The organism is Serratia sp. Tan611 (genome assembly GCF_905188235.1).
Classification (GTDB): Bacteria; Pseudomonadota; Gammaproteobacteria; order Enterobacterales; family Enterobacteriaceae; genus Serratia_B; species Serratia_B rhizosphaerae.
In genome coordinates, this window is record NZ_LR994655.1 from 2,790,854 (window position 1) to 2,815,423 (window position 24,570).

The following is a 24,570-nucleotide window of genomic DNA, read 5'->3' on the forward strand; positions in this document are numbered from 1 at the left end:
TTATAACATTCGGTAAGTTCTGCAAGATGTAATCAGAAATGTCTACACTGACAACGTTAAAAAATATCTCCGTTTCGTTCGGCAGCCGCAATGTGCTGTCGAATATTTCTCTCAGCCTGCAACCTGGCCGCATACTAACGCTGCTGGGGCCGAACGGTGCGGGTAAGTCGACGCTGGTGCGCGTGGTGCTCGGCCTTATTGCGCCGACCAAAGGCGACATTGAGCGCCAGCCGGGCCTGCGTATCGGCTATGTGCCGCAAAAGCTGCATCTGGATGCCACCCTGCCCCTGACGGTCAGCCGGTTTATGCGGCTCAAGCCCGGGGTCAAAAAGGCAGATATTCTGCCGGCGCTCAAACGGGTACAGGCGGCGCATCTGTTGGAACAGCCGATGCAAAAGCTGTCCGGCGGCGAAACACAGCGCGTGCTGCTGGCCCGGGCGCTGCTAAACCGCCCGCAGTTGCTGGTGCTTGATGAACCGACGCAGGGCGTCGACGTCAACGGCCAGTTGGCGCTGTACGATCTGATCGACCAACTGCGCCATGAGCTGGACTGCGCCGTGCTGATGGTTTCCCACGATCTGCATCTGGTGATGGCAAAAACCGACGAAGTACTGTGTCTGAATCAGCATATCTGCTGTTCCGGTACACCGGAGGCGGTGTCGACACATCCCGAATTTATTGCCATGTTCGGTAACCGCGGCGCAGAGCAACTGGCTATTTACCGCCATCACCATAATCACCGTCACGATTTAAAGGGACGTATCGTATTAAAGAAAACCGGGAGTCGTGACGCATGATCGAACTGTTATTCCCCGGCTGGCTGGCCGGCATTCTGCTGGCCACCGCCGCCGGCCCGCTGGGCTCGTTTGTCGTCTGGCGCCGGATGTCCTATTTCGGCGATACGCTGGCGCACGCGTCGCTGCTGGGCGTCGCCTTCGGCCTGCTGTTGGACATCAATCCGTTTTACGCGGTAATCGCCGTTACCCTGTTGCTGGCTCTGCTGCTGGTATGGCTGGAACGGCGTCCGCAGCTCTCTCTGGATACCCTGCTGGGCATTATGGCGCACAGTGCGCTGTCGCTCGGCCTGGTGGTGGTGGCGCTGATGTCCGATGTGCGTGTCGATCTGATGGCCTACCTGTTTGGTGATTTACTGTCAGTGACCACGGATGACATTGCGATGATTGCCGTCGGCGTGGCGATCGTCCTGTTGGTGCTCTACTGGCAGTGGCGCAATCTGCTATCGATGACCATCAGCCCGGAAATGGCACACGTTGACGGCGTCAATCTGGCGCGCACGCGCATCGTGCTGATGATGGTGACCGCGCTGACCATCGGCCTGGCAATGAAGTTTGTCGGCGCGCTGATTATTACCTCGCTGCTGATTATCCCGGCAGCCACCGCGCGCCGGTTTGCCCGCACGCCGGAGCAAATGGCCGGCATCGCCGTACTGGTCGGCATGCTGGCGGTAACCGGCGGCCTGACCTTCTCGGCGTTTTACGATACGCCGGCCGGCCCGTCGGTGGTGCTGTGCGCAGCCATTTTGTTTGTCTTCAGCCTGTCGAAAAAACAGCAAGCGTAATCGCCGTTAGCCAGCAAAAAGGGTCGCTTACGCGACCCTTTTTTCGTCAATTCTTCCTGTCACTCTTCGCGCTCAATACCGAAATGCTTATAGGCATGGTTGGTCGCCATGCGTCCGCGCGGCGTGCGCTGAATAAAGCCTTGCTGAATCAGGAACGGCTCAATCACGTCTTCAATCGTTTCACGCTCTTCGCCAATCGCCGCCGCCAGGTTATCCAACCCTACCGGCCCGCCGGTAAACTTATCGATAATCGCCAGCAGCAGCTTACGGTCCATATAGTCGAACCCTTCCGCATCCACATTCAGCATATTCAGCGCCTGCGCCGCGACTTCGCCTGTCATCTGGCCGTCGGCCCGCACCTCGGCGAAATCCCGCACCCGGCGCAATAAGCGGTTGGCGATACGCGGCGTACCGCGCGCCCGGCGCGCCACCTCGTGTGCGCCGTCCGGCGACAGCGTCAGCCCCAGGCAGCTGGCGCTGCGCGAGACGATGTGCTCCAGATCGGCCACCTGATAGAACTCCAGCCGCTGGACAATGCCGAAGCGATCGCGCAGCGGCGAGGTCAGCGAGCCGGCGCGGGTGGTGGCGCCGACCAGGGTGAAAGGCGGCAGATCGATTTTGATCGAACGCGCCGCCGGCCCTTCGCCGATCATAATATCCAGCTGATAGTCTTCCATCGCCGGGTACAGCACCTCTTCCACCGCCGGCGACAGCCGGTGAATCTCATCGATAAACAGCACGTCGTGCGGTTCAAGGTTGGTGAGCATCGCCGCCAGATCGCCGGCCTTTTCCAGCACCGGACCGGAGGTAGTGCGCAGGTTGACACCCATTTCATTGGCGACGATATTGGCCAATGTGGTTTTCCCCAGCCCCGGCGGCCCGAAAATCAGCAGGTGATCGAGCGCGTCGCCCCGCAGTCTGGCCGCCTGAATAAAGATTTCCATCTGCTCGCGAACGTGCGGTTGGCCCACGTACTCCGCCAGCATTTTGGGGCGGATGGCGCGATCGATCACCTCTTCTTCCGTGATCGGCTCGGCTGAGATCAGGCGGTCGGCTTCAATCATTTCTTATCCTTATCCCGGCGGTTACAGGGCCGCGCGCAGCGCGTCGCGGATCAGGGTTTCACAATCAGCGCCCGGCTTGGCCACTTTACCGACCATACGGCTGGCTTCCTGCGGTTTGTATCCCAGCGCCACCAGCGCCGCAGCGGCCTCGGCTTCAATATCCGCTTCCGATGCCTTGCCGGCGTTGGCCGGCAGGTTGATCTCACTGCTGTTGGCAAACAGGTCGCCGTTAAGCCCTTTAAAGCGGTCTTTCATTTCCACCACCAGACGCTCGGCGGTCTTTTTGCCCACGCCCGGCAGCTTCACCAGCGCGGTGATTTCCTCACGCTCTACCGTGGTGACAAACTGTTGCGCCGACATGCCGGACAGGATCGCCAACGCCAGCTTCGGCCCTACGCCGTTAACCTTAATCAGCTCGCGAAACAGCGCGCGTTCCTGTTTATCGTTAAAACCATACAGCAGCTGCGCATCTTCACGCACCACGAAATGGGTAAATACGATCGCTTCCTGCCCCAGCTCCGGCAGTTCGTAGAAGCAGGTCATCGGCATATGCACTTCATAACCGACGCCGTTCGCTTCCAACAACACCAGCGGCGGCTGTTTTTCCAGGATATTACCTCTGAGACGACCTATCATTTACCCTCCAGCTTCAATTCTTGTTCACGGCCCGCGGCCATGCCATGCTGCTAAGCTTATAACATAAAAAAGGCTGGATGAATATCCAGCCTGAAGTTGATGGCAAAGCCATCTGATGGCCCGATATACCCAGGCCTAGCGTAACGAGGAGCATTATGGGACGCATCCCTGCGGGCCAACCTGTCGGTTGTTCAAATTTGCTCCCGGCAAATTTGTCCGGCGGCTAACGCCGCTACGACCCCATCGCCACGCTCTTCTTATAACGCGCTTTGTCAGCAGTCTGAGGCAGTATGAATATCCGGCCTGCCCGTTATCCGCCCGTAATCTCTTCGCAGCCTGATAACGCTTATTTTAAACGCCCGCGCGCCATGCTTAACCGCCCTTCGCTCATCCGCAGCACATTCTGGCTGAGGTGGCAGTGGGTGATGGCGATAGCCAGCGCATCGGCGGCGTCCGCCTGCGGACTGGCGGACAGTTTAAGCAACGAACGCACCATATGCTGCACCTGCGCCTTCTCGGCCGCGCCGGTGCCGACCACCGTCTGTTTGACCTGACGGGCGGCGTACTCAAACACCTCAAGATTCTGGTTGACCGCAGCAACGATCGCCACGCCGCGCGCCTGCCCCAATTTGAGCGCCGAGTCCGGGTTCTTGGCCATAAACACCTGTTCGATGGCGAAGAAATCCGGCTGGAACTGCGTAATAATCTCGCTGACGCCGGCATAAATCAGCTTCAGCCGCGTCGGCATATCGTCCACGACGGTGCGGATGCAGCCGCTGGCGATATACGACAGCTGGCGCCCCTGCTGACGAATCAGGCCATAGCCGGTGATGCGCGAACCCGGGTCAATACCGAGGATAATCGCCATTATGTCGTCCGCTCCGTCTTGCCCGCCAACGGCGTCAGGCGCTGCAACAGCGCAGCGCCATATTCACCACGCATTACAGCGTAGCCGCCACCTCGTCGGAGATCTCACCGTTGTGGTAAACCTCCTGCACGTCGTCGCAGTCTTCCAGCATATCGATCAGACGCAGCAGCTTCGGCGCGGTTTCCGCATCCATATCGGCTTTGGTCGACGGGATCATCGACACTTCCGCCGCTTCGGCGGTAAAGCCGGCGGTCGCCAGCGCGTCTTTCACTTCGCCCAGGTTTTCCCACGCGGTGTAAACGTCGATCGCGCCGTCATCATAAGTCACGATATCTTCCGCGCCGGCTTCCAGCGCCGCTTCCATCACGCTGTCTTCATCCAGGCCCGGCGCAAAGGTGATCACGCCTTTTTTGGTGAACAGGTACGCCACGGAGCCGTCGGTGCCGAGGTTGCCGCCGCACTTGGTGAAGGCGTGACGCACTTCCGCCACGGTGCGGTTGCGGTTGTCACTCAGGCATTCGATCATGATGGCGGTGCCGCCCGGACCGTAACCTTCATAGATGATGGTTTCCATGTTGCTGTCGTCTTCACCGCCGACGCCGCGGGCAATGGCGCGGTTCATGGTGTCGCGCGTCATGTTGTTGGACAGCGCCTTATCCATCGCCGCGCGCAGACGCGGGTTGGCGTCGGGATCGCCGCCGCCCAGTTTGGCCGCGGTGACCAGTTCACGAATAATTTTGGTGAAAATCTTACCGCGTTTGGCGTCTTGCGCCGCTTTACGGTGTTTTGTGTTGGCCCACTTACTATGACCTGCCATAAAAAATCTCCAAAAAAAACTACTGGACTGAATTAATCACAAACTCTTCAATCGCCTGCTGGTTGCTCCATGACTTGGTCAGTTTGACGGCTTCCGCCGCCTCAAGCCACCGATAGGCGTGATGCTCGGTAATCACCGGATCGCGCTCTGCGGGCAATGCCAGACAGAACCAGTGCTCTTTATTGCGCGTGGTTCCCGGCGCATAGCGATGTCGCAAGTGGACAAAGAGTTCAAACTCCACGCAGCGCTGGCAATCGAACAGCGGCAGATTCTCCGCCACCACATCGATGCCGACTTCTTCTTTGATTTCACGCTGCGCAGCATGCAGCGGCGATTCATCCGCCTCCAGGCTGCCGGTCACCGACTGCCAGAATTCGGTATCGTCCCGCCGCTGTAACATGAGCACCCGGCCGCTGGAACGCGCATAAATCACCACCAGAACCGACTCGGGGCGTTTATAGTTCATCACGCGTTCTCTGAGTTAGCGTCGTCCGCCGCGCCCTTTTTCACCACGCTGATGGACAGCTCCTGCAGCGCCGCCGGGTTGGCGAAGCTCGGTGCGTCGGTCATCAGACAGGCGGCAGCGGTGGTTTTCGGGAAGGCGATCACGTCACGGATATTTTCCGTGCCGGTCAGCAGCATCACCAGGCGATCCAGGCCGAAGGCCAGGCCGGCGTGCGGCGGCGTGCCGTACTTCAGCGCGTCCAGCAGGAAGCCGAACTTCTCACGCTGTTCGTGTTCGTCGATGCCCAGAATGCTGAACACCGTCTGCTGCATTTCGCTGCGGTGAATACGCACCGAGCCACCGCCCACTTCGTAGCCATTCAACACCATGTCGTAGGCGTTGGCGATGGCTTCGGTCGGCGCCTGCGCCAGCGCTTCCGGCGAGGAGTCACGCGGAGCGGTAAACGGATGGTGCATCGCCGCCAGACCGCCTTCGTCGTCTTCTTCGAACATCGGGAAATCAACCACCCACAGCGGCGCCCAGGCGTCCAGCTTGGTCAGCTGCAGATCGCGGCCCAGCTTCAGACGCAGCGCGCCCATCGCATCGGTGACGATTTTGCTGCTGTCCGCGCCGAAGAACAGAATATCGCCGCTTTGTGCGTCGGTGCGCGCCAGCATCGCTTCCAGCACGTCCGCGCTGAGGAATTTGGCGATCGGGCTTTGTACCCCTTCCATCCCGGCGGCACGGTCATTCACTTTCAGCCACGCCAGCCCTTTGGCGCCGTAGATGTTAACGAATGCGCCGTACTCGTCGATCTGCTTACGGGTCAGCTGCGCGCCGCCCGGTACGCGGATCGCCGCCACGCGGCCTTTGGCATCATTGGCCGGGCCGGAGAACACTTTAAATTCGACGTCTTTCACCAGTTCGGCCACGTCCACCAGCTCCAGCGGGTTACGCAGATCCGGTTTGTCGGAACCGTAGCGGCGCATCGCTTCGGCAAAGGTCATGATCGGGAAGTCGCCCAGATCCACGCCCTTCACATCCTGCCACAGTTCACGCACCAGCTGTTCCATTACGGTGCGCACTTGCTCGGCGCTCATAAAGGACGTTTCGACATCGATCTGGGTGAATTCAGGCTGGCGATCGGCACGCAGGTCTTCGTCGCGGAAACATTTGACGATCTGATAGTAGCGGTCAAAACCGGACATCATCAGCAGCTGTTTGAACAGCTGCGGCGACTGTGGCAGCGCGTAGAACTTGCCTTTATGTACGCGGCTCGGCACCAGATAGTCGCGCGCGCCTTCCGGCGTCGCCTTGGTCAGCATCGGCGTTTCAATATCCAGGAAGCCATGGTCGTCCATAAAACGACGGACAAAACTGGTGATCTTGGCGCGGGTCTTCAGACGGTCGGCCATTTCCGGGCGACGCAGGTCCAGGTAGCGGTATTTCAGACGCGCTTCTTCGCTGTTGGTCTGGTTGGCGTCCAGCGGCAGCGGCTCGGAACGGTTGATAATCTCGAGCGCATGGGCGAACACTTCCACTTCGCCGGTGGCCATATCTTTATTGATTTGGCTGTCCGGACGCGCGCGTACGGTGCCGACGATCTGGATGCAGAATTCGTTGCGCAGTTCGAACGCTTTGTCGAACGCCGCTTTTTTATCCGGGTCGAAGAACACCTGCACGATGCCTTCGCGATCGCGCATATCAATAAAGATCAGGCCGCCCAAATCACGGCGACGGTTTACCCAGCCGCACAAAGTCACTTCCTGGCCCACGTGGGACAGATTCAACTGCCCGCAATATTCAGTACGCATACGCTATCCTTTTACTCAGCCGATGCCGCGCCGGACGTGTTGCCCTGGGCGCCGCTGTTATCTGATGAACTCTTGTTGCCCGGTTTAAAATCAGTCGCGTACCAGCCGGTGCCTTTCAGCTGGAATCCGGCTGCGGAGATCAATTTTGTCAACGCAGGCTGCCCACACGCCGGACAATCCGTCAGCGGCGCATCGGAAAATTTCTGCAATTTCTCTAATCGATGAGTGCAAGCACCACATGCATATTCATAAATCGGCATAGGTCGTTGGATTAAAGAGAGTTGAAAAAAGGCGGTCATTATAAAGGAAATTCATCCGCCCGATAAGTGCGAAGCGCGTATTGTTCTGCGACTAAATGCTGCCTTTTTGTCCGAACCACACATTGATTAACAAATTTCCCGTTAACAGCGGCGCAAATGTTCACGTAGCCTAGATTTACGCTTGATTGTTACAAACCCGGCGGCAAACCGCCCAACCCCCTTTTCGCAATGAGACAACGCCATGCTGAAACTTGATACCTCAACCACCGCTCTGGTACTGATTGACCTGCAACAGGGTATTTTACCCTTTGCCGGCGGCCCGCACAGCGCTGAACAGGTCGTCACTCACGCCGCCCATCTGGCGGGACGCTTCCGCGCACTTGGCGCACCGGTGATTTTGGTGCGCGTCGGCTGGTCCGCAAGCTTTGCCGAAGCGCTGCAACAGCCGGTTGATCAGCCTTCTCCACCGCCGGTCGGCGGCCTGCCCGATAACTGGTGGACCTTCCCGGAAACGCTGGCGGTCAGTGATGACGATATTCTGGTCACCAAACGCCAGTGGGGCGCCTTCTACGGCACCGACCTGGAGCTGCAGCTGCGCCGCCGCGGCATTAAAAGCATCGTGCTCGGCGGCATCGCCACCAATATCGGCGTAGAATCCACCGCGCGCGACGCGTGGGAACGCGGCTTCGAACTGGTGATCGCCGAAGATATGTGCAGCGCGCAGAACGCGGACATGCACCAGTTCGCCTTCCAGAATATCTTCCCGCGCCTGGCGCGCGTACGCAGCACCAGCGAAATTCTTGCCGCGCTGTAAGCGACGGGTTAACGTAAGCACTTTCTATTTTGCGCTGCCCGCCCGCCGGGCAGCCGATAACTTGCGAAGGAACGGATGTATATCGGATTACCGCAATGGCACCATCCCGCCTGGAACCGCATCGGACTGCGGGATCTGGCGGACTACAGCCGCTATTTTAACTGCGTCGAGGGCAACACCACCTTTTATGCCCTGCCGAAAGCTGAGATCGTGCAGCGCTGGCGAGCGATGACCCACGACGATTTTCGCTTCTGTTTCAAATTCCCCGCTGAAATCAGCCATAAGGCGGCGCTGCGCCATTGCGACGCCGACGTGCAGGCGTTTTACCAGTGCCTGGCGCCGCTGGAGCAGCGTATCGGCCAGCTGTGGCTGCAACTGCCGGCGGCCTTCGGTCCGGCGGAACTGCCGGCGCTGTGGGCGTTTTTCGACACCCTGCCCGGCGCATTCACCTACGGCGTCGAAGTGCGCCACCCCGCCTTCTTCGCCAAAGGCGAAGAAGAGCGTCTGCTGAACCAGGGGCTGCACCAACGCGGCATTAACCGGGTGATCTTAGACAGCCGACCGGTGCACCACGCCGCGCCGAACAGTGCGGCGGTACGCGATGCCCAGCAAAAGAAGCCGAAGCTGCCGGTACACGCTCTGGTTACCGCTGACAATCCGCTGGTGCGTTTTATCGGCGGCAACGTACTGGGCGACAACCTGCGCTGGTTCGATGCCTGGCAACATAAGCTGGCGAATTGGCAACAGCATACGCCTTATCTGTTTATCCATACGCCGGATAACGGTGATTCGCCGCAGCAGGCGCAAAAGATCTGGCAGTTGCTGCGGGAAAAGATACCGTCGCTGCCTGCTGCACCCGACTGGCCCGAACAGGATTCACTGTTTTAACCAATTAATCTGGCGTATTACATCAGATTTTTCTCCGCGACAGCCAAACAAATGGCGGCTATTATGCAGGGGCCAGTTTTTGGTTAGGGAATGGAGTTAAAAATGGTAAGCGCGCTCTATGTGGTGCTCGGCGCATTGTTGTTAATCAAACTCTCTTATGACGTAGTCAAACTCAGGATGCAGTACCGCGTCGCTTACGGCGACGGGGGCTTTTACGAGTTGCAGACCGCCATCCGCGTACACGGCAACGCCGTAGAATATATTCCGATCGCCGCCGTACTGCTGGTGCTGATGGAGATGAACGGCGCAGAAATATGGCTGATTCACCTCAGCGGCCTGATGCTGATCGCCGGACGTCTGGTGCATTTCTATGGCCTGCGCAACCGCGAAGTCCGCTGGCGCCGTTCAGGTATGGCCGCCACCTATATCTCCCTGGTGCTGATGGTGCTGGCGAATACCTACTATCTGCCATGGGAACTGATCTTTTCGCTGCACTGAACCCTCACTTTCCAGGCGGCGATGCCGCCTGTTTCCGCATCGATAATGTGATCTCTCACGCCGATATCTGTTAGAATACGCCCCTTCGAATTCTGACCTGATTTTTTGCCGCTATGCCAAACCGCGATACTCTGTTTTCCGCCCCTATCGACAAGCTGGGCGACTGGACCTTTGACGAACGCGTTGCTGAAGTGTTCCCCGATATGATCCAGCGCTCCGTGCCCGGCTACTCCAATATTATTTCCATGATCGGCATGCTGGCGGAACGCTTCGTGCAGCCGCACAGCCAGGTCTATGATCTGGGGTGTTCACTGGGTGCGGCCACGCTGTCGATGCGGCGGAATATCAGCGTGGCGGACTGTAAAATCATTGCGGTGGACAACTCGCCGGCCATGGTCGAGCGCTGCCGTCGCCATATCGACGCCTTTCGCGCCGAGACGCCGGTCGAGGTGATTGAAGCCGATATTCTCGACATCAAGATCGAGAACGCCTCGATGGTGGTGCTGAACTTCACCCTGCAATTTCTCGAACCTGCCGACCGCCTGCGCCTGTTGCAACAGGTTTACCGTGGGCTGCGCCCGGGCGGCGCGCTGGTGCTGTCGGAGAAATTCAGCTTCGAGGACGCGCCGGTCGGCGAGTTGCTGTTCAATATGCACCACGACTTCAAGCGCGCCAACGGCTACAGCGAGCTGGAAATCAGCCAGAAACGCAGCATGTTGGAAAACGTCATGCTGACCGACTCGGTCGAAGCCCATAAAGCGCGCCTGCAGCAGGCCGGCTTTGAACACGCGGAAGTGTGGTTCCAGTGCTTTAACTTCGGTTCGCTGATCGCCCTGAAAGCGGGAGAAAGCGCATGATCGAGTTCGGCGATTTTTACCAGCAAATAGCCAAAAGCCCGCTCAGCCACTGGCTGGACACCCTGCCCGCACAGCTCAGCGCCTGGCAGCGCGAATCGCTGCACGGCAAATTCAAACAATGGTTCAACGCGGTGGAACACCTGCCGCTGCTGACGCCGGAGCGGCTTGACCTATTGAACGGCGTGCACGCCGATATGAACCAGCCATTGTCCGCCGGCCGGCTTGAGGGCATTGAAACCATGCTGCGCACGCTGATGCCGTGGCGTAAAGGGCCGTTCTCCCTGTACGGCATCGATATCGAAACCGAATGGCACTCCGACTGGAAGTGGGATCGCGTGCTGCCGCATATCTCGCCGCTGGCGGGACGCACCGTGCTCGACGTCGGCTGCGGCAGCGGCTATCACATGTGGCGGATGCTCGGCGCCGGCGCGCAGTTTGTCGTGGGTATCGACCCGATGCAGCTGTTCCTGTGCCAGTTTGAGGCGGTGCGCAAGCTGCTGGGCGGCGACCAGCGCGCGCATCTGCTGCCGCTCGGGATCGAACAGCTGCCGGAGCTGGCTGCGTTCGACACCGTCTTCTCCATGGGGGTGCTGTATCACCGTCGCTCGCCGCTGGATCACCTGTATCAGCTGAAAAATCAGCTGGTGCGTGAAGGCGAACTGGTGCTGGAGACGTTGGTGGTGGAAGGCGATCGCCATCAGGTGCTGGTGCCGGGCGACCGCTACGCGCAGATGCGCAACGTTTACTTTATCCCGTCCACCGAAGCGCTGAAGGGCTGGCTGGAAAAATGCGGTTTTGTCGATGTGAAGGTGGCCGACGTCTGCGTCACCAGCCTTGAAGAGCAGCGCCGCACCGGCTGGATGACCAGCGAATCGCTGGCCGACTTCCTCGACCCCGACGACCCGACGAAAACCCGGGAAGGCTACCCGGCGCCGCGCCGCGCCGTGCTGGTGGCGAGAAAGCCCTGATACTTTCTCCGCGGCGTATCCAACGATGCGCCGCATCAATCAGCGTTAAGACGCCGTCCGCTGCTGCGCCAGCTGTTCCGCGCGCTGCAGCACCGCCTGCAGATCGTCTTCATCAATATCCAGAAATTCGCCGTCCATCAGCGCCTGATGCAGATCGGCGCGGGTAATCGGCACATCAAGCGGCACCGGTTCCGGCTTCGCTTCGGCGGGCGATAGCGCATGCGGGTAGCGTCTGCCCATCAAGTTATTAAACACTATTGCCAGCAGCGCCATCAGCACGGAGTTGAGTAACACCGGCGACCAGACAAACGCATAGCCCAGCTGTTTAACGACATCGCCGCCGAGGATCGCCGTCAGCGCCACCGCCCCGCTCGGGGGATGCAGGCAGCGCAGCTTAAACATTATCCCAATCGCCAGGCACGCGGCCACGCCGCAGGCAATGCCCGGATCTCCGATCAGTTTGCCGCAGCTGACGCCAATCAGCGCCGCCACCAGATTACCGCCGACAATCGACCAGGGCTGTGCCAGCGGGCTGGCCGGTACGGCAAACAGCAGCACCGCCGAGGCGCCCATCGGCGCGACAAACCATAAATTGACGCTGCCCAACATCCAGTGGCTGACCCAGCCGGCGACCATCAGCCCCAGACCCGCGCCAAGGCTGGCGAGCGCAATCTCTTTATTCCCTGCGGCTAACGGATGCGGCCACAAACGCGCGCCCCCTACTTTCAACTTCGTTACTATCGGGTTAATCATGTTGCCTAATAATGTAAAAATTAACGTTGCGGCGGGAATATATCACAGGAAAAATCTTAGTTAAGCTTTTATAGAAGGTAAAAAACCCGGCGAATGCCGGGCGAGAGAGGATTTGTGTAGATTCAGTCTCGGTAACTAGGCGCTCTGCGCCAGCGGGTCGACCAGCTCCAGCGCGCCTTTCATCGCTTCCACCATTTCACCGTCAACGCAATAATGGCTGAACTCGTCGAATTCATTATCAGCGCACATGGTAACACCGGCCTTGCGGTAGCGCATGGTGGACGGCACGGTATGGCCGGAAGAGCTGTGCAGCTCCCGAATGCCGATATCGACAAACTTGTGCAGATTACTTAAGCGCACGCCGGCGCCGGCCATAATCACCGGCCCCTGGCTGGCCTGCAGTAAATCACGCAGCAGCGGCAACCCCAGCTCGGCATTCTGCTGCTGGCCGGAGGTCAAAATGCGCGCCACGCCCAAGTCGGTCAGCTGTTGCAGCGCCTGCATCGGGTTCTGGCACATATCAAACGCCCGATGGAAGGTCACCGCCATATCACCGCACAGCGCCATGACTTCCCGCATGCGCGGCAGGTCGATGTGGCCCTCTTCGTCCAGCATGCCAATTACCACGCCGGGGAAGCCCAGCTCGCGCACCTGCGCCACGTCGTTTTTCATCACGCTGAAATCAACGGCGCTATAGCAAAAATCGCCGGCGCGCGGCCGGACGATGGGATGCACCGGAATCGCCAGCCTCTCCCGTGCCAGCGCCAATGATCCATAGCTGGGCGTCAGGCCCCCTTCGCTTTGGCTGGAGCATAATTCAATTCGATCCGCTCCTGCGCGTTCAGCCGTCAGCGCGCAATCGACGCTATAGCAACAAACTTCCAGTTTAATCATTATCACCTCCAGATGACGGCCAGCTCACTACCCGTCTTGTTTATCCGCATACTTGTCGCGTAGGCTGCAAGTATCAGCGAAAAACAGTTCAGGGAGTAACTATGGCATTCAATTTTGATCAATGGATAGACCGCAGTCACAGTGACAGCGTGAAATGGGATAAATATCACGATCGCGATATTATTCCGCTGTGGGTGGCCGATACCGACTTCCAGTCGCCGCCGGCGGTGATCGAGGCGCTGCACCAGCGAGTCGCACACGGTGTGTTCGGCTATGGTCACCCTTCTCCCGCGCTGATCGCGCTTTTCGTTCAGCGTATGGCGGAACGTTACCAGTGGCATATCCGGCCCGAATGGCTGGTGTTCCTGCCCGGACTGGTCTGCGGCCTGAACCTGTGCGTGCGCGCGTTTACCGCTGAAGACGAAGGCACCATTGCGCCTTCCCCCATTTATCCGCCATTTCGCAAAGCCGCGCAGTTTGCCGAACGACGCCAGCTGTCGATGCCGATGCGCATGCAGAACCGGCGTTGGCTGCCAGACCTGCCGTCGCTCGCCGCGCAGCTTGACGGCCGGGAAAAACTGATGCTGTTGTGCAACCCGCACAATCCGGGCGGCACGGTGTATCGCCGCGATGAACTGCTGGCGCTGCAGCAGTTTGCCCGGCAACATGATTTGATCGTCTGTTCCGACGAGATCCACTGCGACTTACTGCTGGAGCCAGGTCTGCAACATATTCCGTTTGCCGCGCTGAATGAGGACGCCGCCCAGCGCAGCGTGACGCTGATGTCTCCGTCGAAAACCTTTAATATCGCCGGACTTGGCGCATCAATGGCGATCGTTCCCAACGATCGTCTGCGCCGCTCGCTGTGTCGCACGCGTCGCGGTCTGGTGCCGGAGGTCGACGTGCTGGCGCTGGTCGCCGCGCAGGCCGCCTATCAGCACGGACAGCCGTGGCTTGACCAGCAGCTGGATTACCTGCGTGCCAACCGCGATCTGGTAATGACGCGCATCAATGCCCTGCCGGGTCTGCATCTGTCGCCGGTTGAAGCCACCTATCTGGCATGGATTGACTGCAGCGGGTTGCCGGTCGATAACCCGCATGTCTTCTTTGAGCAGGCCGGCGTTGGTCTGAGCCCCGGGTTGGACTTTGGCGACCGCCGTTTCGTACGCTTAAACTTCGGTTGCCAGCGCGCACTGCTGATACGCGCGCTGGAGCGTATCGAGCATGCAGTGCATGCTTTGACCGGCTAATCGCGCTCGCTGGCGACGATCTCGCGAATGGCGTAAGGATGGAATTTGATGGTGACGCTGCCGTCGGTAATCGCCAGCGTCGGGTTCGGCAAGCGCTCACCTTCCCCCTGCGGCGCACTCTGCTTCAGCTTAATGCCCGGCGCAAGCAGGGCTTCGTCCGGTAACAGCGCCAGCGCGCGCGCATACAGGGTTTGCGGATCGCCGGCGATCACCAGCTCCACATGCTCCCACCCCTCATGCGGGTAACGCTTGTTACCGGGAAACGGCAGTTCAATACAATCAATTTGCCACGGCCCCACCTGCAACGGCTGATGCAGGTCGAACAGATAAATCGGCCGACCGTTGATGATGGCGTCGGACATCACGTCAGCGCATTGCCGGAAGCCACTCAGCCAGCGTTCCGCCGTAGCGTTTTGGTGGCAGCGTACCGAAATATGGTCGGCATCAAACTGCGCCAGATCAAGCTGTAGCTTCTGGGCGAACTGTGCCAGCGTTTGTTCGAAACGGGGTAAGTCCAGCGCCAGATCCTGCAATTCGGCGATGGTTGAGAAAGGATTCATAGTATTGTTGTCCGCTAAAGCTGTTTTTAGGGGCGTAATTTACCGCGCCTGAGCGACGAGGGCTACATCTGCCGGCGCGGAAATCATCACATGACCGCCGATGGGCAATATGGCGGGCGTAGGAAAGAGAAAGTACGGCCCGTAGAATTATTTTTCTCCCCGTTAACTATTCGTGCCACTTATATTTTTTAGGATTTATCCCATAAGAAAAATAGTATAATATCTGAGAAATAGAATATTCACAGTTTGCATGCAAATTAAAATAATAAAAATATCTTTATTGCTGTTTAAACTAGGTTCTACAATAGTATTTCACTGAGGCAACCCCTGCACCACGAGCGCTTATTATTTGTACCAAAACCCATCTATCCGACTGTTTAAACAGTCATTTAGCGAGCACACATCCTGAGACTTATCTTAAATCAATCATCGTTAATTGATTCAGCATAGTAATTAAGTTAGCTTGAGACCATGTTATAGCTGAGAAAATGATTATGTTTCTTTTAACGATATCTGTAGTACTCATCGTTATTGCCGTTTATGCAATTTTACGCCATTTCAAAACGCGCCGTGGCAGTGCGTTCGATGGTCGTCGTCGCAAGAAGTAACGGAATCTCTCCCGTACTCTTTTTATCATCCAGATAACAACACCTGTGAATCCGTCCACCCACTTGCGGAAGCTGTGGGTGACGTCCTTCGTTTTCCGTCCCCTTTTCTCTTGCAGACTTTATATCTCGCCACCGCCGCAACTGCTGACGTGACGTCATCAATCGGTTACAATTATGGGCTGTTTTGTGGTTGGCTGCGGACGTGAGTCCTCCTATAGAGCCACCGTTGAATCCGCAGGGGCGCAACAGGCGTCTTTGCATTTGTCATTTAAGGTATCCCGGTGAATATTCAGGCACTTCTCTCAGATAAAGTCAGCCAGGCGCTGATTGCCGCAGGCGCGCCTGCCGATTGCGAAGCACAGGTCCGTCAGTCTGCTAAAGCGCAATTTGGTGATTATCAGGCCAACGGCGTCATGTCCGTTGCCAAAAAGCTTGGCATGCCGCCACGACAACTGGCAGAAAAAGTCGTCGCACTGCTTCAGTTGGACGGCATCGCCAGCAAGGTCGAAATCGCCGGTCCGGGTTTCATCAATATCTTCCTTGACGCCGCGTGGGTCGCCCAGCAGGCCGACGCCGTGCTGCGCGCGCCAAAACTGGGCATTGCGCCGGTCGCGCCGCAGACTATCGTGATCGATTACTCGGCGCCTAACGTAGCGAAAGAGATGCACGTCGGTCACGTGCGTTCCACCATTATCGGCGACGCCGCCGCCCGTACTCAGAGCTTCCTCGGCCATAAAGTGATTCGCGCCAACCACGTCGGTGACTGGGGCACGCAGTTCGGCATGCTGATTGCCTATCTGGAAAAAATGCAGAATGAAAGCGCCAATGAGATGGGGCTGTCAGATCTGGAACAGTTCTACCGCGAAGCCAAGCGTCACTACGACGAAGACGCCGAGTTTGCGGAGCGCGCGCGCGCTTACGTGGTTAAACTCCAGGGTGGCGACGACTACTGCCTGAAAATGTGGCGCAAGCTGGTGGACATCACCATGGCGCAGAACCAAATCACCTATAACCGTCTTAATGTCACGCTGACCGAAGATGATGTCATGGGTGAAAGTCTGTACAACGCCATGTTGCCGGGTATTGTGGCCGATCTGAAAGCCAAAGGGCTGGCGGTGGAAAGTGAAGGCGCTACCGTGGTGTTCCTGGACGAATACAAAAACAAAGACGGCGACCCGATGGGCGTCATCATCCAGAAAAAGGATGGCGGCTACCTGTACACCACTACCGATATCGCCTGCGCCAAATACCGTTATGAAACCCTGGGTGCCGACCGCGTGCTGTACTACATCGACTCCCGCCAGCACCAGCACCTGATGCAGGCCTGGACCATCGTGCGCAAAGCCGGTTACGTGCCGGATTCGGTATCTCTCGAACACCATATGTTCGGCATGATGCTGGGTAAAGACGGCAAGCCGTTCAAAACCCGCTCCGGCGGCACCATCAAGCTGTCCGACCTGCTGGATGAAGCCATTGAGCGCGCCGGCAAGCTGATCGCCGAGAAAAACCCGGATATGCCGGCCGATGAACTGCAAAAAGTGGTCAACGCCGTCGGCATCGGCGCGATCAAATACGCCGACCTGTCAAAAAGCCGCACCACCGACTATATCTTTGACTGGGACAACATGTTGTCCTTCGAAGGCAACACCGCGCCTTATATGCAATACGCCTATACCCGCGTGGCCTCGGTGTTCAAACGCGCCGGCGTCGACGAAAGCGATCTGACGCTGCCGCTGGCGATGACCGAAGAGCGTGAGATTGCGCTGGCAACTCGCCTGCTGCAGTTTGAAGAGACTATCACCGTGGTGGCGCGCGAAGGCACCCCGCACGTGATGTGCAGCTATCTGTACGATCTGGCCGGCCTGTTCTCCGGCTTCTATGAGCACTGCCAGATCCTTAACGCCGACAGCGAAGAAGCGCGCCAGAGCCGCCTGAAACTGGCGCTGCTGACCGCCAAGACGCTGAAAACCGGTCTGGATACGCTGGGGATCGAAACCGTCGAGCGGATGTAATTGCCGAACACCGCATAGCAAAAGGGTCGCCAAAGGCGACCCTTTTTTATTGTCCCGCCAGCGCGGGCTAAGGCGCGGCGTGCCGCGCCCATGATGCCGCATCAGGCGACGCGGCGGGCAAAGTCGCGCGGCCGGAAGCCCAGCACGCCCAGCACGCCGAAGTAGGCCACCACGCCGGCCACCACCACCGCCGCCAGGCGCAGCAGGCGCTCCAGCATATTGCCGTTATCCCAGGCCGGCATCAGCCACAGCATACCGACCAGCACCGCCGACATCACCAGCACCGCCATCACCAGCTTGGTGAGGAACAGCGCCCAGCCCGGCTGCGGACGGAAAATATCCTGCTTACGCAGCTGCCAGTACAGCAGTGAGGCGTTCAGACAAGCCGCCAAACCGATCGACAGCGACAGCCCGGCATGTTTCAGCGGACCAATAAAGGCCAGGTTCATTACCTGCGTCATAATCAGCGTGACAATGGCGATTTTCACCGGCGTTTTGATGTCCTGACGCGAATAAAAGCCGGGAGCCAACACCTTCACCACGATCAGCCCCATCAGGCCGACAGAGTAAGCCACCAGCGCACGCTGCGTCATCGCCGCATCAAAGGCGCTGAATTTGCCGTACTGGAACAGCGATACGGTCAGCGGTTTAGCCAGAATACCCAGAGCAATCGCGCTCGGCAGCGCCAGCAGGAAGCACAGGCGCAGCCCCCAGTCCATCAGGCGAGAATACTCATCATGGTTGCCGCTGGCGAAGCTTTTTGCCAACGACGGCAACAAAATGGTGCCCAGCGCCACGCCCAGCACCCCGGAAGGAAACTCCATCAGGCGATCGGCGTAATACATCCAGGAAACCGAACCAGACACCAGGAACGAGGCGAAAATGGTGTTGATAATCAGTGAAATCTGGCTGACCGACACCCCGAGGATCGCCGGCCCCATCTGACGCATCACCCGCCATACGCCGGCGTCGCGCCACTTGATGCGCGGCAGCACCAGCATACCGATCTTGCGCAGGTGCGGCAATTGGTAACCCAGTTGCAGTACGCCGCCGACCACCACCGCCCAGGCCAAAGCCAGCACCGGTGGATTGAAATAAGGCGCGGCGAACAGGGCGAAACCGATCATGCTGACGTTAAGCAGCGTCGGCGCAAACGCCGGTATCGAAAAGCGGTTCCAGGTATTGAGAATCGCCCCCACCAGCGACGCCAGCGAAATCAGCAAAATATAGGGGAACGTAATGCGCAGCAGCGACGAGGTTAAGGCGAATTTGTCCGGCGTATCCGTAAAGCCCGGCGCAGTGATATAGATCACCCAGGGCGCCGCCAGCATCCCGGCCACCGTCACCAGCGCCAGCACCAGCGTCAGCAGGCCGGAGACATAGGCAATAAAAGTACGCGTCGCCTCTTCCCCCTGCTGGCTTTTATATTCGGCGAGGATCGGTACAAACGCCTGAGAGAACGCGCCTTCGGCAAAGATACGGCGCAGCAGGTTCGGCAGTTTGAACGCCACGAAGAAGGCATCCGTCGCCATCCCGGCGCCAAAAACGCGTGCGACAATGGCGTCACGCGCAAAGCCCAGCACCCGGGAGAACATCGTCATCGAGCTGACGGCCGCCAGTGATTTTAGTAGGTTCATGTGGTTTTTCTGGTGAGTACTACGTGTAAATATCAACGCCTGCAACAGCAGGCGTCAGTCAAGAAACGGCTTCAGTTTACGCATCCGCGGCAGAATAGCCAACGCCATATGTTACATGGGGTTACCCGGCAAATCCGCGTCGCGCAGTATCTGTTCAATCATCCGCTGGGCGTAAAGTGCCTGTTCACCTCCGGTCTGCGGCGGCGTCTGATTTGCCACCGACTGAATAAAGTGACGCACCGCCCCCTCAAAACCTCGCTGGGCCAGCGTGGTCTGCCAGCCGGGCGCCGGTTGCTCCAGAACGCCGTCGCGGTCTTCACGCCGCCACTGGCGCATATCGTCCAGTTGATACACCGCGCCGCGGGTCACCGCCTGCACGCTTTCCCGCTGGCTGCCCGCCTGGCGGTGCATGCTGGTGGTCACCATTGTCTCACCGCAGCGGAAATGATGCTCGGCATACAGCATTTCACCGGCGTCATTAGCGCTCAGCCGGCCGCCCAGCAGTTTGCCTTCGCCACCGGCCAGCCACAGCGCGGTGTCCACCACGTGCAGATAGTCATCCAGCAGGGTGAAGCGCAGCAAATTCGGCCCTACGCTGTCGGCACGGTGCTTATCCATACGGATCGACGCCGGCTGGCGCATCTGCTGCTGCAAATGCCCGTACAGCGGCGCAAAACGGCGGTTGAAGCCGACCATCAGCGCCTTACCGCGCGCCTGCGCCAGTTCCAGCAGTTGTTCGCCCTGCTCCAGCGTCTCCGCCAGCGGTTTATCAACGTAGACATGCACGCCCTGCTCCAACAGGCTTTTCACTACGCTGAAATGGCTGGCGGTGCTGCTGTGTACGAAAACCGCATCGCACTGCTGCGCCAGTTCATCCAGGCGGGAGAAACAGGCCATCCGGTAGCTGTCGCACAGCGGCTGCGCCTTCTGGCGGTTCGGCGAAAAGCCGCCCACCAGTTGCCAGTCGGCCGCGTGGCTGAGGATCGGCAGATACGCTTTTTGCGCGATGCCGCCCAGGCCGACCACACCAATACGTAGCTTAGTCATCCCGCCCCTCCGCCGTCAGTTGCTGCAGTTGCTGCGTCAGCGCCGCGACCTGCTGTTCCAACACGGCGACGCGCTGGCTTAATGACATATTTTCCTGCTCATCTTCGACGGCGGCGGTCGCTACCGCCTGTTCGGCGCCGAACAAATGCGCAAAGCGGCTTTCACGCTTGCCCGGTTCACGCGCCAGGCGCTGTACAAACGGGCCGTCTTCCCGCCCGGCCAGTTGCTGCAGCAGTTGTTCTACCTCGGCGACATCGTTGAAATCATATAGCCGCGCGGCGCGCGTACGCAGCTCGCCCGGCGTCTGAGCACCGCGCAGCAGCAAGGTGGCGACCAACGCCAGTTCCGCGTCGCTGAGCTTCAACTGACCGAATTCGGAATTGCAGAAACGCTGCTCATATTTCACCACCCGGTTGCCAAAACCGCTTTGCGTGCGCAGAAAGTGTTTTTTCACCAGTTCGTCCAGCACCTCCTGAACCTCGCCTTCACTCAACGCCATCACCGGCTCACGGTTGGTTTTCTGATTACAGGCTAATGTGATGGCGTTCAATGACAGCGGATACTGCTCCGGCGTCGTCACCTGCTTTTCCAGCAGACAGCCGATCACCCGCGCCTCTTGCGTGCTTAATTGATATTTCATTATCGTTATCTCAACGTGGCGGAAGCCATTCTTTATTGGTTAACGCGGTCAGCACGTGATCCTGCCACGTGCCGTCGATCAGCAGGTAGTCCTTGGCGTATCCTTCACGCTCAAAGCCCAGACGCGCCAACAGCGCGCCGCTGCGCTGATTATGCGGCATATAGTTCGCCATAATGCGGTGCATTCGCTGCTGACGCATCATATAGCGGTTCGCCGCCTGTAGCGCTTCATACATCAATCCCTGTCCCTGCCATTTCTCACCGAGTGAATAGCCAAGGAAACAGGCATGAAAAGAGCCCCGCAGCACATTGCTGAAGTTCGCAACGCCGCGCACCTCATTTTCATCCGGATCAAGCAGAATGAAGTAGTAGGCGTTGCCCTGCTTTTGCATTTCCGTGATCATGCCGAGCCGCGCCTGCCAGCCGGAAGGATAGCAATAGCTTTCATCACGCACCGGCTCCCAGGGTTTGAGGAAGGCGCGATTCTCCGCGTAATAATCCGCCAGGCGGTAGGCATCGCGCTCATGCACTAAACGGACGGCCAGGCGATCGGTGGTAAGACGTACTTTTGGTGATGCAGAGCGATAGCCGAACATCATTTCCCCCGCTATTCGGAACGGTTCGATAAAAAGAGAGTGATGGAACTGCGCCCTATGCATCAAGCGGCATAAACCGTATTTCCCGTCATTGAATATAACCGTAGCCTGCCTCACAGGTAAAACCCCAAGCGCTCAGTAAATAAGCGGTCAGTTTTTTTTCCCGCGCTTTTGTCGGCATGCTCCCGTTATTTCGGCGACCTCATCCGGAAACAGGTGGTCAACGCTTCGGCAAACAGACGTAAAATACGCGCTAAGTCACCAGAAAATCAGCAATATTTATATCAACTGCTATTCTGGTAGTACATTCACATCAGGAGTCGTCAGCATGTCCGAAGAAAACAATCACCTGCCCCAGCTGTTGGAACATATGGTTTTGAACCTGCGTATGATCTATGCCCGCTCCACGCTGATGGAGAAAGCTCTGGCGCGTATTTTGGCGGATGACAACGCGCTGAAAAGCGATGTGATTGAACAGCTTCAGCAGGTTAACGCCGCCACCGAGCGCGATAAAGTCGATTTAGAGCAGGCCCGCCAGCATTTGATTGACGTGTTCAATTCCATTCCCGCCAAAGAATAACCTCTCCCCCAGGCGCAACCTGCCGTGGTACGGTGGGTTACGCCTATTAGGCATCTTCCGGCAAGAATAGCGGGCGACAGCATCCGTAAGCTGTGCTAACTATTGCGGCAATCACCTGACAACGGGAGCGAGTATGAAACTGTTTATCTACGATCACTGCCCATTCTGCGTTAAGGCGCGCATGATTTTCGGTCTGCAAGGTCAGCCGGTGCGGCTGGTCACCCTGCTTAACGACGACGAAATCACGCCGACCACCATGATTGGTAAAAAGATGGCGCCTATTCTGCAAAAAGATGACGGCAGCTATCTGCCGGAAAGCATGGACATCGTGCACTATATCGATCGGCTGGCCGATAAGCCGCTGCTGACCGGCCCCAGCAACCCGGCTATCGGCGAATGGCTGGCGCAGACTGCGGAATATACGCCGCAGCTGCTGTTGCCGCGCTTCGCCCAGGCCGACTTTGAAGAGTTCGCCACCGACAGCGCCCGTCAGTACTTTATTAATAAAAAACAGGCGGCGATCGGCGACTTTTCCCAACACCTGGCGAACAGCGCCGACCTTATCGCCCGTCTGGAGCAGGATCTGCCGGCGCTGGCGGCGCTGATCGTCTCGCCGGAGGCGGTCAACGGCACGCTGTCGGAAGACGATATACACCTGTTCCCGCTGCTGCGTTCGCTGTCCATCGTCGCCGGCGTTGCGCTACCGGAGCCGGTTGAGGCCTACCGTAACCGCATGGCTGAACGCAGCGATATCCCGCTGCTGCTGAATATGGAACAGTAATCACCGCCGCTGCGGTCAAAGGAGGAGCGCACAGATGCTGAAAATGGTGTTCGTCACCGCGCGCGATCGGGCGCGGCTGGCTGAAATTTCTGCGGTGCTGATCCGCTACGGTCTACAGGATGTGGTGCGTCTGCTGGGTTTAAGCCCGCTGCTAACCGCCGGCAAAGGCACCCCGCAGACGGATGACAGCCCGCTTTCACTGCCCGAACGTCTGCGCGCGGCGCTGGAAGCGCTGGGGCCGACTTTTGTCAAATTCGGCCAGATACTGGCGACCCGCTCCGATCTGCTCGACGCCGGCTGGACCAGCGAGCTGGACAAGCTGCACAGTCAGGCGTCCACACTGCCCTGGCAAACGCTGGCCGGCCAGGTGCATGCCGATCTGGGCGGCGACCCGCAGCAGATCTTTGCGCAGTTCGATACCCAACCGCTGGCGGCGGCATCCATGGCGCAAATTTATCGCGCCAGGCTGCACAGCGGCGAAGCGGTGATCGTCAAAGTATTGCGTCCGGGCCTGGCAAAAACCATTCAGGCCGATGTCCGTCTGCTGCGCTATCTGGCCGAAACTGTGGAACAGCAAAGCCCGGCGCTAGCGCGCTATCGCCCGGTGCAGATGGTGCAGACGCTGGCCACCGCGCTGAATAACGAACTGGATCTGACCCACGAAGGGAATAACTGCGAACAGGTCGCGCAGCGCTTTAGCGATCGGCCAGAGGTGAAGATCCCGAAAATTTACTGGCAATGGTCAGGTAAACGGCTGCTGGTGCAGGAGTTTCTGCCCGGCATCGCGCCGGAAAACCCGCAGCAGCTGGCGGAGGCCGGCTTTAACGGCCCACTGCTGGCACAGCGCGGCGCGCAGGCGTTTATGCGTATGGTGCTGGAACACCGCCTGTATCACGCCGATCCGCACCCCGGCAACGTGATGGCTCTTGACGGCGACCGCGTGGGTTTTATTGACTTCGGGATGGTCGGGCAACTGTCAGCAACGCGGCGCAATCAGCTGTTGCGCGTGCTGCAGGCAATTGCCGAGCGGCAGAGCGAAGGCATCGTCAACACGCTGCTCGCCTGGTCAGACAGCAATAACCCCGACGTGCAGGATCTGGAACTGGCGGCGCAGAACTATCTGGACAAACAGGGGTTCGGCACCTTAACGCTCGGCAAAGCGCTGACCGACCTGCTGGCGATGTCCCGCGAACACCAGCTGGCGCTGCCGCCCGATCTGGCGCTGCTGTTTAAAGCGCTGATCACCGCCGACGGCGTGCTGCACCGGCTGGATCCAGACTTTGACATTATCAGCACCTTGAAACCGATGCTGCAACAGCTCACGCTGCAGCGTTACGCGCCGGAAGCGCTGCGTCAGCGCATGTTTGCGCTGGGTGCCGACGCGCTGGATGCCAGTGATGAACTGCCGCAAAACCTGCGCCTGCTGCTGCGGCGTCTGACGCGCGGCCAGCTCAATGCCGACATCAACGTCAGCAATCTTTCACAGCTGAGTAAAGCATTGGAACGTGCGGCGGTGACGCTGGCTATCGCCATTGTCACCGCCGCCTTTGCGCTGGGCCTGGCGCCCTATCTGATGCACGTCTCCCCACGCTTATGGGGCGTGCCGCTGTTTCCGCTGCTCGGCGGTTTGGCCTGCATCGGCGGCATCGTCCTTCTGGTTCTGCGGCTGCGGCGATGAGGAGCAGGAGATTCGGCGTTATCCGAT

Annotated in this window: 26 protein-coding genes; 12 read left to right on the forward strand and 14 right to left on the reverse strand. The window is 58.6% G+C overall.

Features of this window, described 5'->3' with window-relative positions:
- The first annotated feature begins 38 nt into the window (after positions 1-38).
- Together znuC and znuB are read left to right on the forward strand one after the other, a co-directional pair.
- Entirely contained in the window at positions 39-797 is a 759-nt protein-coding gene (znuC, locus tag TAN611_RS13170; RefSeq protein WP_105231400.1) for a zinc ABC transporter ATP-binding protein ZnuC, read from the forward strand.
- Positions 794-1,579, forward strand: coding sequence for a zinc ABC transporter permease subunit ZnuB (gene znuB / locus TAN611_RS13175; RefSeq protein WP_105231401.1), 786 nt, complete (start codon positions 794-796; stop codon positions 1,577-1,579). The genes znuC and znuB overlap by 4 nt, the downstream gene beginning before the upstream one ends.
- Positions 1,580-1,638: 59 nt before the next feature.
- On the opposite strand, the gene ruvB is transcribed toward znuB, so the two are convergent.
- The 7 genes from ruvB to TAN611_RS13210 all read right to left on the reverse strand — a co-directional run bounded on the left by ruvB (position 1,639) and on the right by TAN611_RS13210 (position 7,522).
- Positions 1,639-2,643 carry a Holliday junction branch migration DNA helicase RuvB gene (ruvB, locus tag TAN611_RS13180; RefSeq protein ID WP_015672617.1) on the reverse strand — a complete coding sequence of 335 codons (1,005 nt, stop codon included), beginning with the start codon at positions 2,641-2,643 and terminating at the stop codon, positions 1,639-1,641.
- Between the two features lie 21 nt (positions 2,644-2,664).
- Positions 2,665-3,279, reverse strand: coding sequence for a Holliday junction branch migration protein RuvA (gene ruvA / locus TAN611_RS13185; protein ID WP_105231402.1), 615 nt, complete (start codon positions 3,277-3,279; stop codon positions 2,665-2,667).
- Between the two features lie 346 nt (positions 3,280-3,625).
- Complete coding sequence (ruvC, locus tag TAN611_RS13190) at positions 3,626-4,147, reverse strand: crossover junction endodeoxyribonuclease RuvC (RefSeq protein ID WP_015672619.1); 522 nt, start codon at positions 4,145-4,147, stop codon at positions 3,626-3,628.
- A gap of 73 nt (positions 4,148-4,220) precedes the next feature.
- Positions 4,221-4,964 (reverse strand): YebC/PmpR family DNA-binding transcriptional regulator, encoded by a 744-nt coding sequence (locus TAN611_RS13195; RefSeq protein ID WP_105231403.1) that lies wholly within the window; start codon positions 4,962-4,964, stop codon positions 4,221-4,223.
- A gap of 19 nt (positions 4,965-4,983) precedes the next feature.
- Positions 4,984-5,430 carry a dihydroneopterin triphosphate diphosphatase gene (gene nudB, locus TAN611_RS13200; protein ID WP_105231404.1) on the reverse strand — a complete coding sequence of 149 codons (447 nt, stop codon included), beginning with the start codon at positions 5,428-5,430 and terminating at the stop codon, positions 4,984-4,986.
- Positions 5,430-7,223, reverse strand: a complete 1,794-nt coding sequence (gene aspS, locus TAN611_RS13205) for an aspartate--tRNA ligase (RefSeq protein ID WP_203066552.1) — start codon at positions 7,221-7,223, stop codon at positions 5,430-5,432. The genes nudB and aspS overlap by 1 nt, the downstream gene beginning before the upstream one ends.
- 11 nt (positions 7,224-7,234) lie before the next feature.
- Positions 7,235-7,522: a zinc ribbon domain-containing protein gene (locus tag TAN611_RS13210; protein ID WP_232251557.1), complete on the reverse strand. Its 288-nt coding sequence runs from the start codon at positions 7,520-7,522 to the stop codon at positions 7,235-7,237.
- Positions 7,523-7,724: 202 nt separating this feature from the next.
- Here TAN611_RS13210 and TAN611_RS13215 point away from each other — a divergent pair, with 202 nt between their 5' ends.
- From TAN611_RS13215 to cmoB, 5 genes are all read left to right on the forward strand, one after another.
- Positions 7,725-8,297 (forward strand): hydrolase, encoded by a 573-nt coding sequence (locus tag TAN611_RS13215; RefSeq protein ID WP_187044582.1) that lies wholly within the window; start codon positions 7,725-7,727, stop codon positions 8,295-8,297.
- A gap of 75 nt (positions 8,298-8,372) precedes the next feature.
- Positions 8,373-9,185, forward strand: coding sequence for a DUF72 domain-containing protein (locus TAN611_RS13220; RefSeq protein ID WP_203066553.1), 813 nt, complete (start codon positions 8,373-8,375; stop codon positions 9,183-9,185).
- 102 nt (positions 9,186-9,287) lie between these two features.
- On the forward strand, positions 9,288-9,683 hold the full coding sequence (locus tag TAN611_RS13225; RefSeq protein WP_105231408.1) for an MAPEG family protein: 396 nt from the start codon (positions 9,288-9,290) through the stop codon (positions 9,681-9,683).
- 113 nt (positions 9,684-9,796) lie between these two features.
- Positions 9,797-10,540 (forward strand): carboxy-S-adenosyl-L-methionine synthase CmoA, encoded by a 744-nt coding sequence (cmoA, locus tag TAN611_RS13230; RefSeq protein ID WP_105231409.1) that lies wholly within the window; start codon positions 9,797-9,799, stop codon positions 10,538-10,540.
- Positions 10,537-11,508 carry a tRNA 5-methoxyuridine(34)/uridine 5-oxyacetic acid(34) synthase CmoB gene (gene cmoB, locus TAN611_RS13235; protein WP_105231410.1) on the forward strand — a complete coding sequence of 324 codons (972 nt, stop codon included), beginning with the start codon at positions 10,537-10,539 and terminating at the stop codon, positions 11,506-11,508. The genes cmoA and cmoB overlap by 4 nt, the downstream gene beginning before the upstream one ends.
- A 45-nt stretch (positions 11,509-11,553) precedes the next feature.
- Here the strand turns inward: cmoB and TAN611_RS13240 are convergent, their stop codons facing one another.
- Together TAN611_RS13240 and cutC are read right to left on the reverse strand one after the other, a co-directional pair.
- Positions 11,554-12,261, reverse strand: coding sequence for an HPP family protein (locus TAN611_RS13240; RefSeq protein WP_105231411.1), 708 nt, complete (start codon positions 12,259-12,261; stop codon positions 11,554-11,556).
- Positions 12,262-12,396: 135 nt separating this feature from the next.
- Positions 12,397-13,155, reverse strand: a complete 759-nt coding sequence (gene cutC / locus TAN611_RS13245) for a copper homeostasis protein CutC (RefSeq protein WP_105231412.1) — start codon at positions 13,153-13,155, stop codon at positions 12,397-12,399.
- Between the two features lie 101 nt (positions 13,156-13,256).
- Here cutC and TAN611_RS13250 point away from each other — a divergent pair, with 101 nt between their 5' ends.
- Positions 13,257-14,405: a MalY/PatB family protein gene (locus TAN611_RS13250; RefSeq protein WP_203066554.1), complete on the forward strand. Its 1,149-nt coding sequence runs from the start codon at positions 13,257-13,259 to the stop codon at positions 14,403-14,405.
- Here the strand turns inward: TAN611_RS13250 and TAN611_RS13255 are convergent.
- Positions 14,402-14,965: a VOC family protein gene (locus tag TAN611_RS13255; RefSeq protein ID WP_187044579.1), complete on the reverse strand. Its 564-nt coding sequence runs from the start codon at positions 14,963-14,965 to the stop codon at positions 14,402-14,404. The two genes, TAN611_RS13250 and TAN611_RS13255, sit on opposite strands and share 4 nt — an antisense overlap.
- Before the next feature lie 889 nt (positions 14,966-15,854).
- On the opposite strand from TAN611_RS13255, the gene argS reads away from it, so the two are divergent.
- Positions 15,855-17,585: an arginine--tRNA ligase gene (gene argS, locus TAN611_RS13260; protein ID WP_187044578.1), complete on the forward strand. Its 1,731-nt coding sequence runs from the start codon at positions 15,855-15,857 to the stop codon at positions 17,583-17,585.
- A gap of 101 nt (positions 17,586-17,686) precedes the next feature.
- Here the strand turns inward: argS and murJ are convergent, their stop codons facing one another.
- The 4 genes from murJ to rimJ all read right to left on the reverse strand — a co-directional run bounded on the left by murJ (position 17,687) and on the right by rimJ (position 21,504).
- A complete protein-coding gene (gene murJ, locus TAN611_RS13265; RefSeq protein ID WP_203066555.1) occupies positions 17,687-19,222 on the reverse strand; it encodes a murein biosynthesis integral membrane protein MurJ in 1,536 nt (511 codons plus the stop codon).
- A 111-nt stretch (positions 19,223-19,333) separates the two neighbouring features.
- Entirely contained in the window at positions 19,334-20,269 is a 936-nt protein-coding gene (locus tag TAN611_RS13270) for a Gfo/Idh/MocA family protein (RefSeq protein ID WP_105231417.1), read from the reverse strand.
- The gene (locus tag TAN611_RS13275) at positions 20,262-20,909 is read right to left on the reverse strand and encodes a DUF480 domain-containing protein (protein ID WP_105231418.1); all 648 of its coding nucleotides are present in this window, start codon (positions 20,907-20,909) and stop codon (positions 20,262-20,264) included. Before TAN611_RS13275 ends, TAN611_RS13270 begins: the two co-directional genes overlap by 8 nt.
- A 10-nt stretch (positions 20,910-20,919) precedes the next feature.
- A complete protein-coding gene (gene rimJ, locus TAN611_RS13280; RefSeq protein WP_105233388.1) occupies positions 20,920-21,504 on the reverse strand; it encodes a ribosomal protein S5-alanine N-acetyltransferase in 585 nt (194 codons plus the stop codon).
- A 328-nt stretch (positions 21,505-21,832) separates the two neighbouring features.
- On the opposite strand from rimJ, the gene TAN611_RS13285 reads away from it, so the two are divergent.
- The 3 genes from TAN611_RS13285 (at position 21,833) to TAN611_RS13295 (ending at position 24,543) form a co-directional block, all read left to right on the forward strand.
- The gene (locus tag TAN611_RS13285) at positions 21,833-22,084 is read left to right on the forward strand and encodes a hypothetical protein (RefSeq protein ID WP_105231419.1); all 252 of its coding nucleotides are present in this window, start codon (positions 21,833-21,835) and stop codon (positions 22,082-22,084) included.
- A 133-nt stretch (positions 22,085-22,217) separates the two neighbouring features.
- Entirely contained in the window at positions 22,218-22,865 is a 648-nt protein-coding gene (gene grxB / locus TAN611_RS13290) for a glutaredoxin 2 (RefSeq protein ID WP_111736960.1), read from the forward strand.
- Between the two features lie 34 nt (positions 22,866-22,899).
- Complete coding sequence (locus TAN611_RS13295) at positions 22,900-24,543, forward strand: AarF/ABC1/UbiB kinase family protein (protein WP_187044576.1); 1,644 nt, start codon at positions 22,900-22,902, stop codon at positions 24,541-24,543.
- Positions 24,544-24,570: the final 27 nt, after the last annotated feature.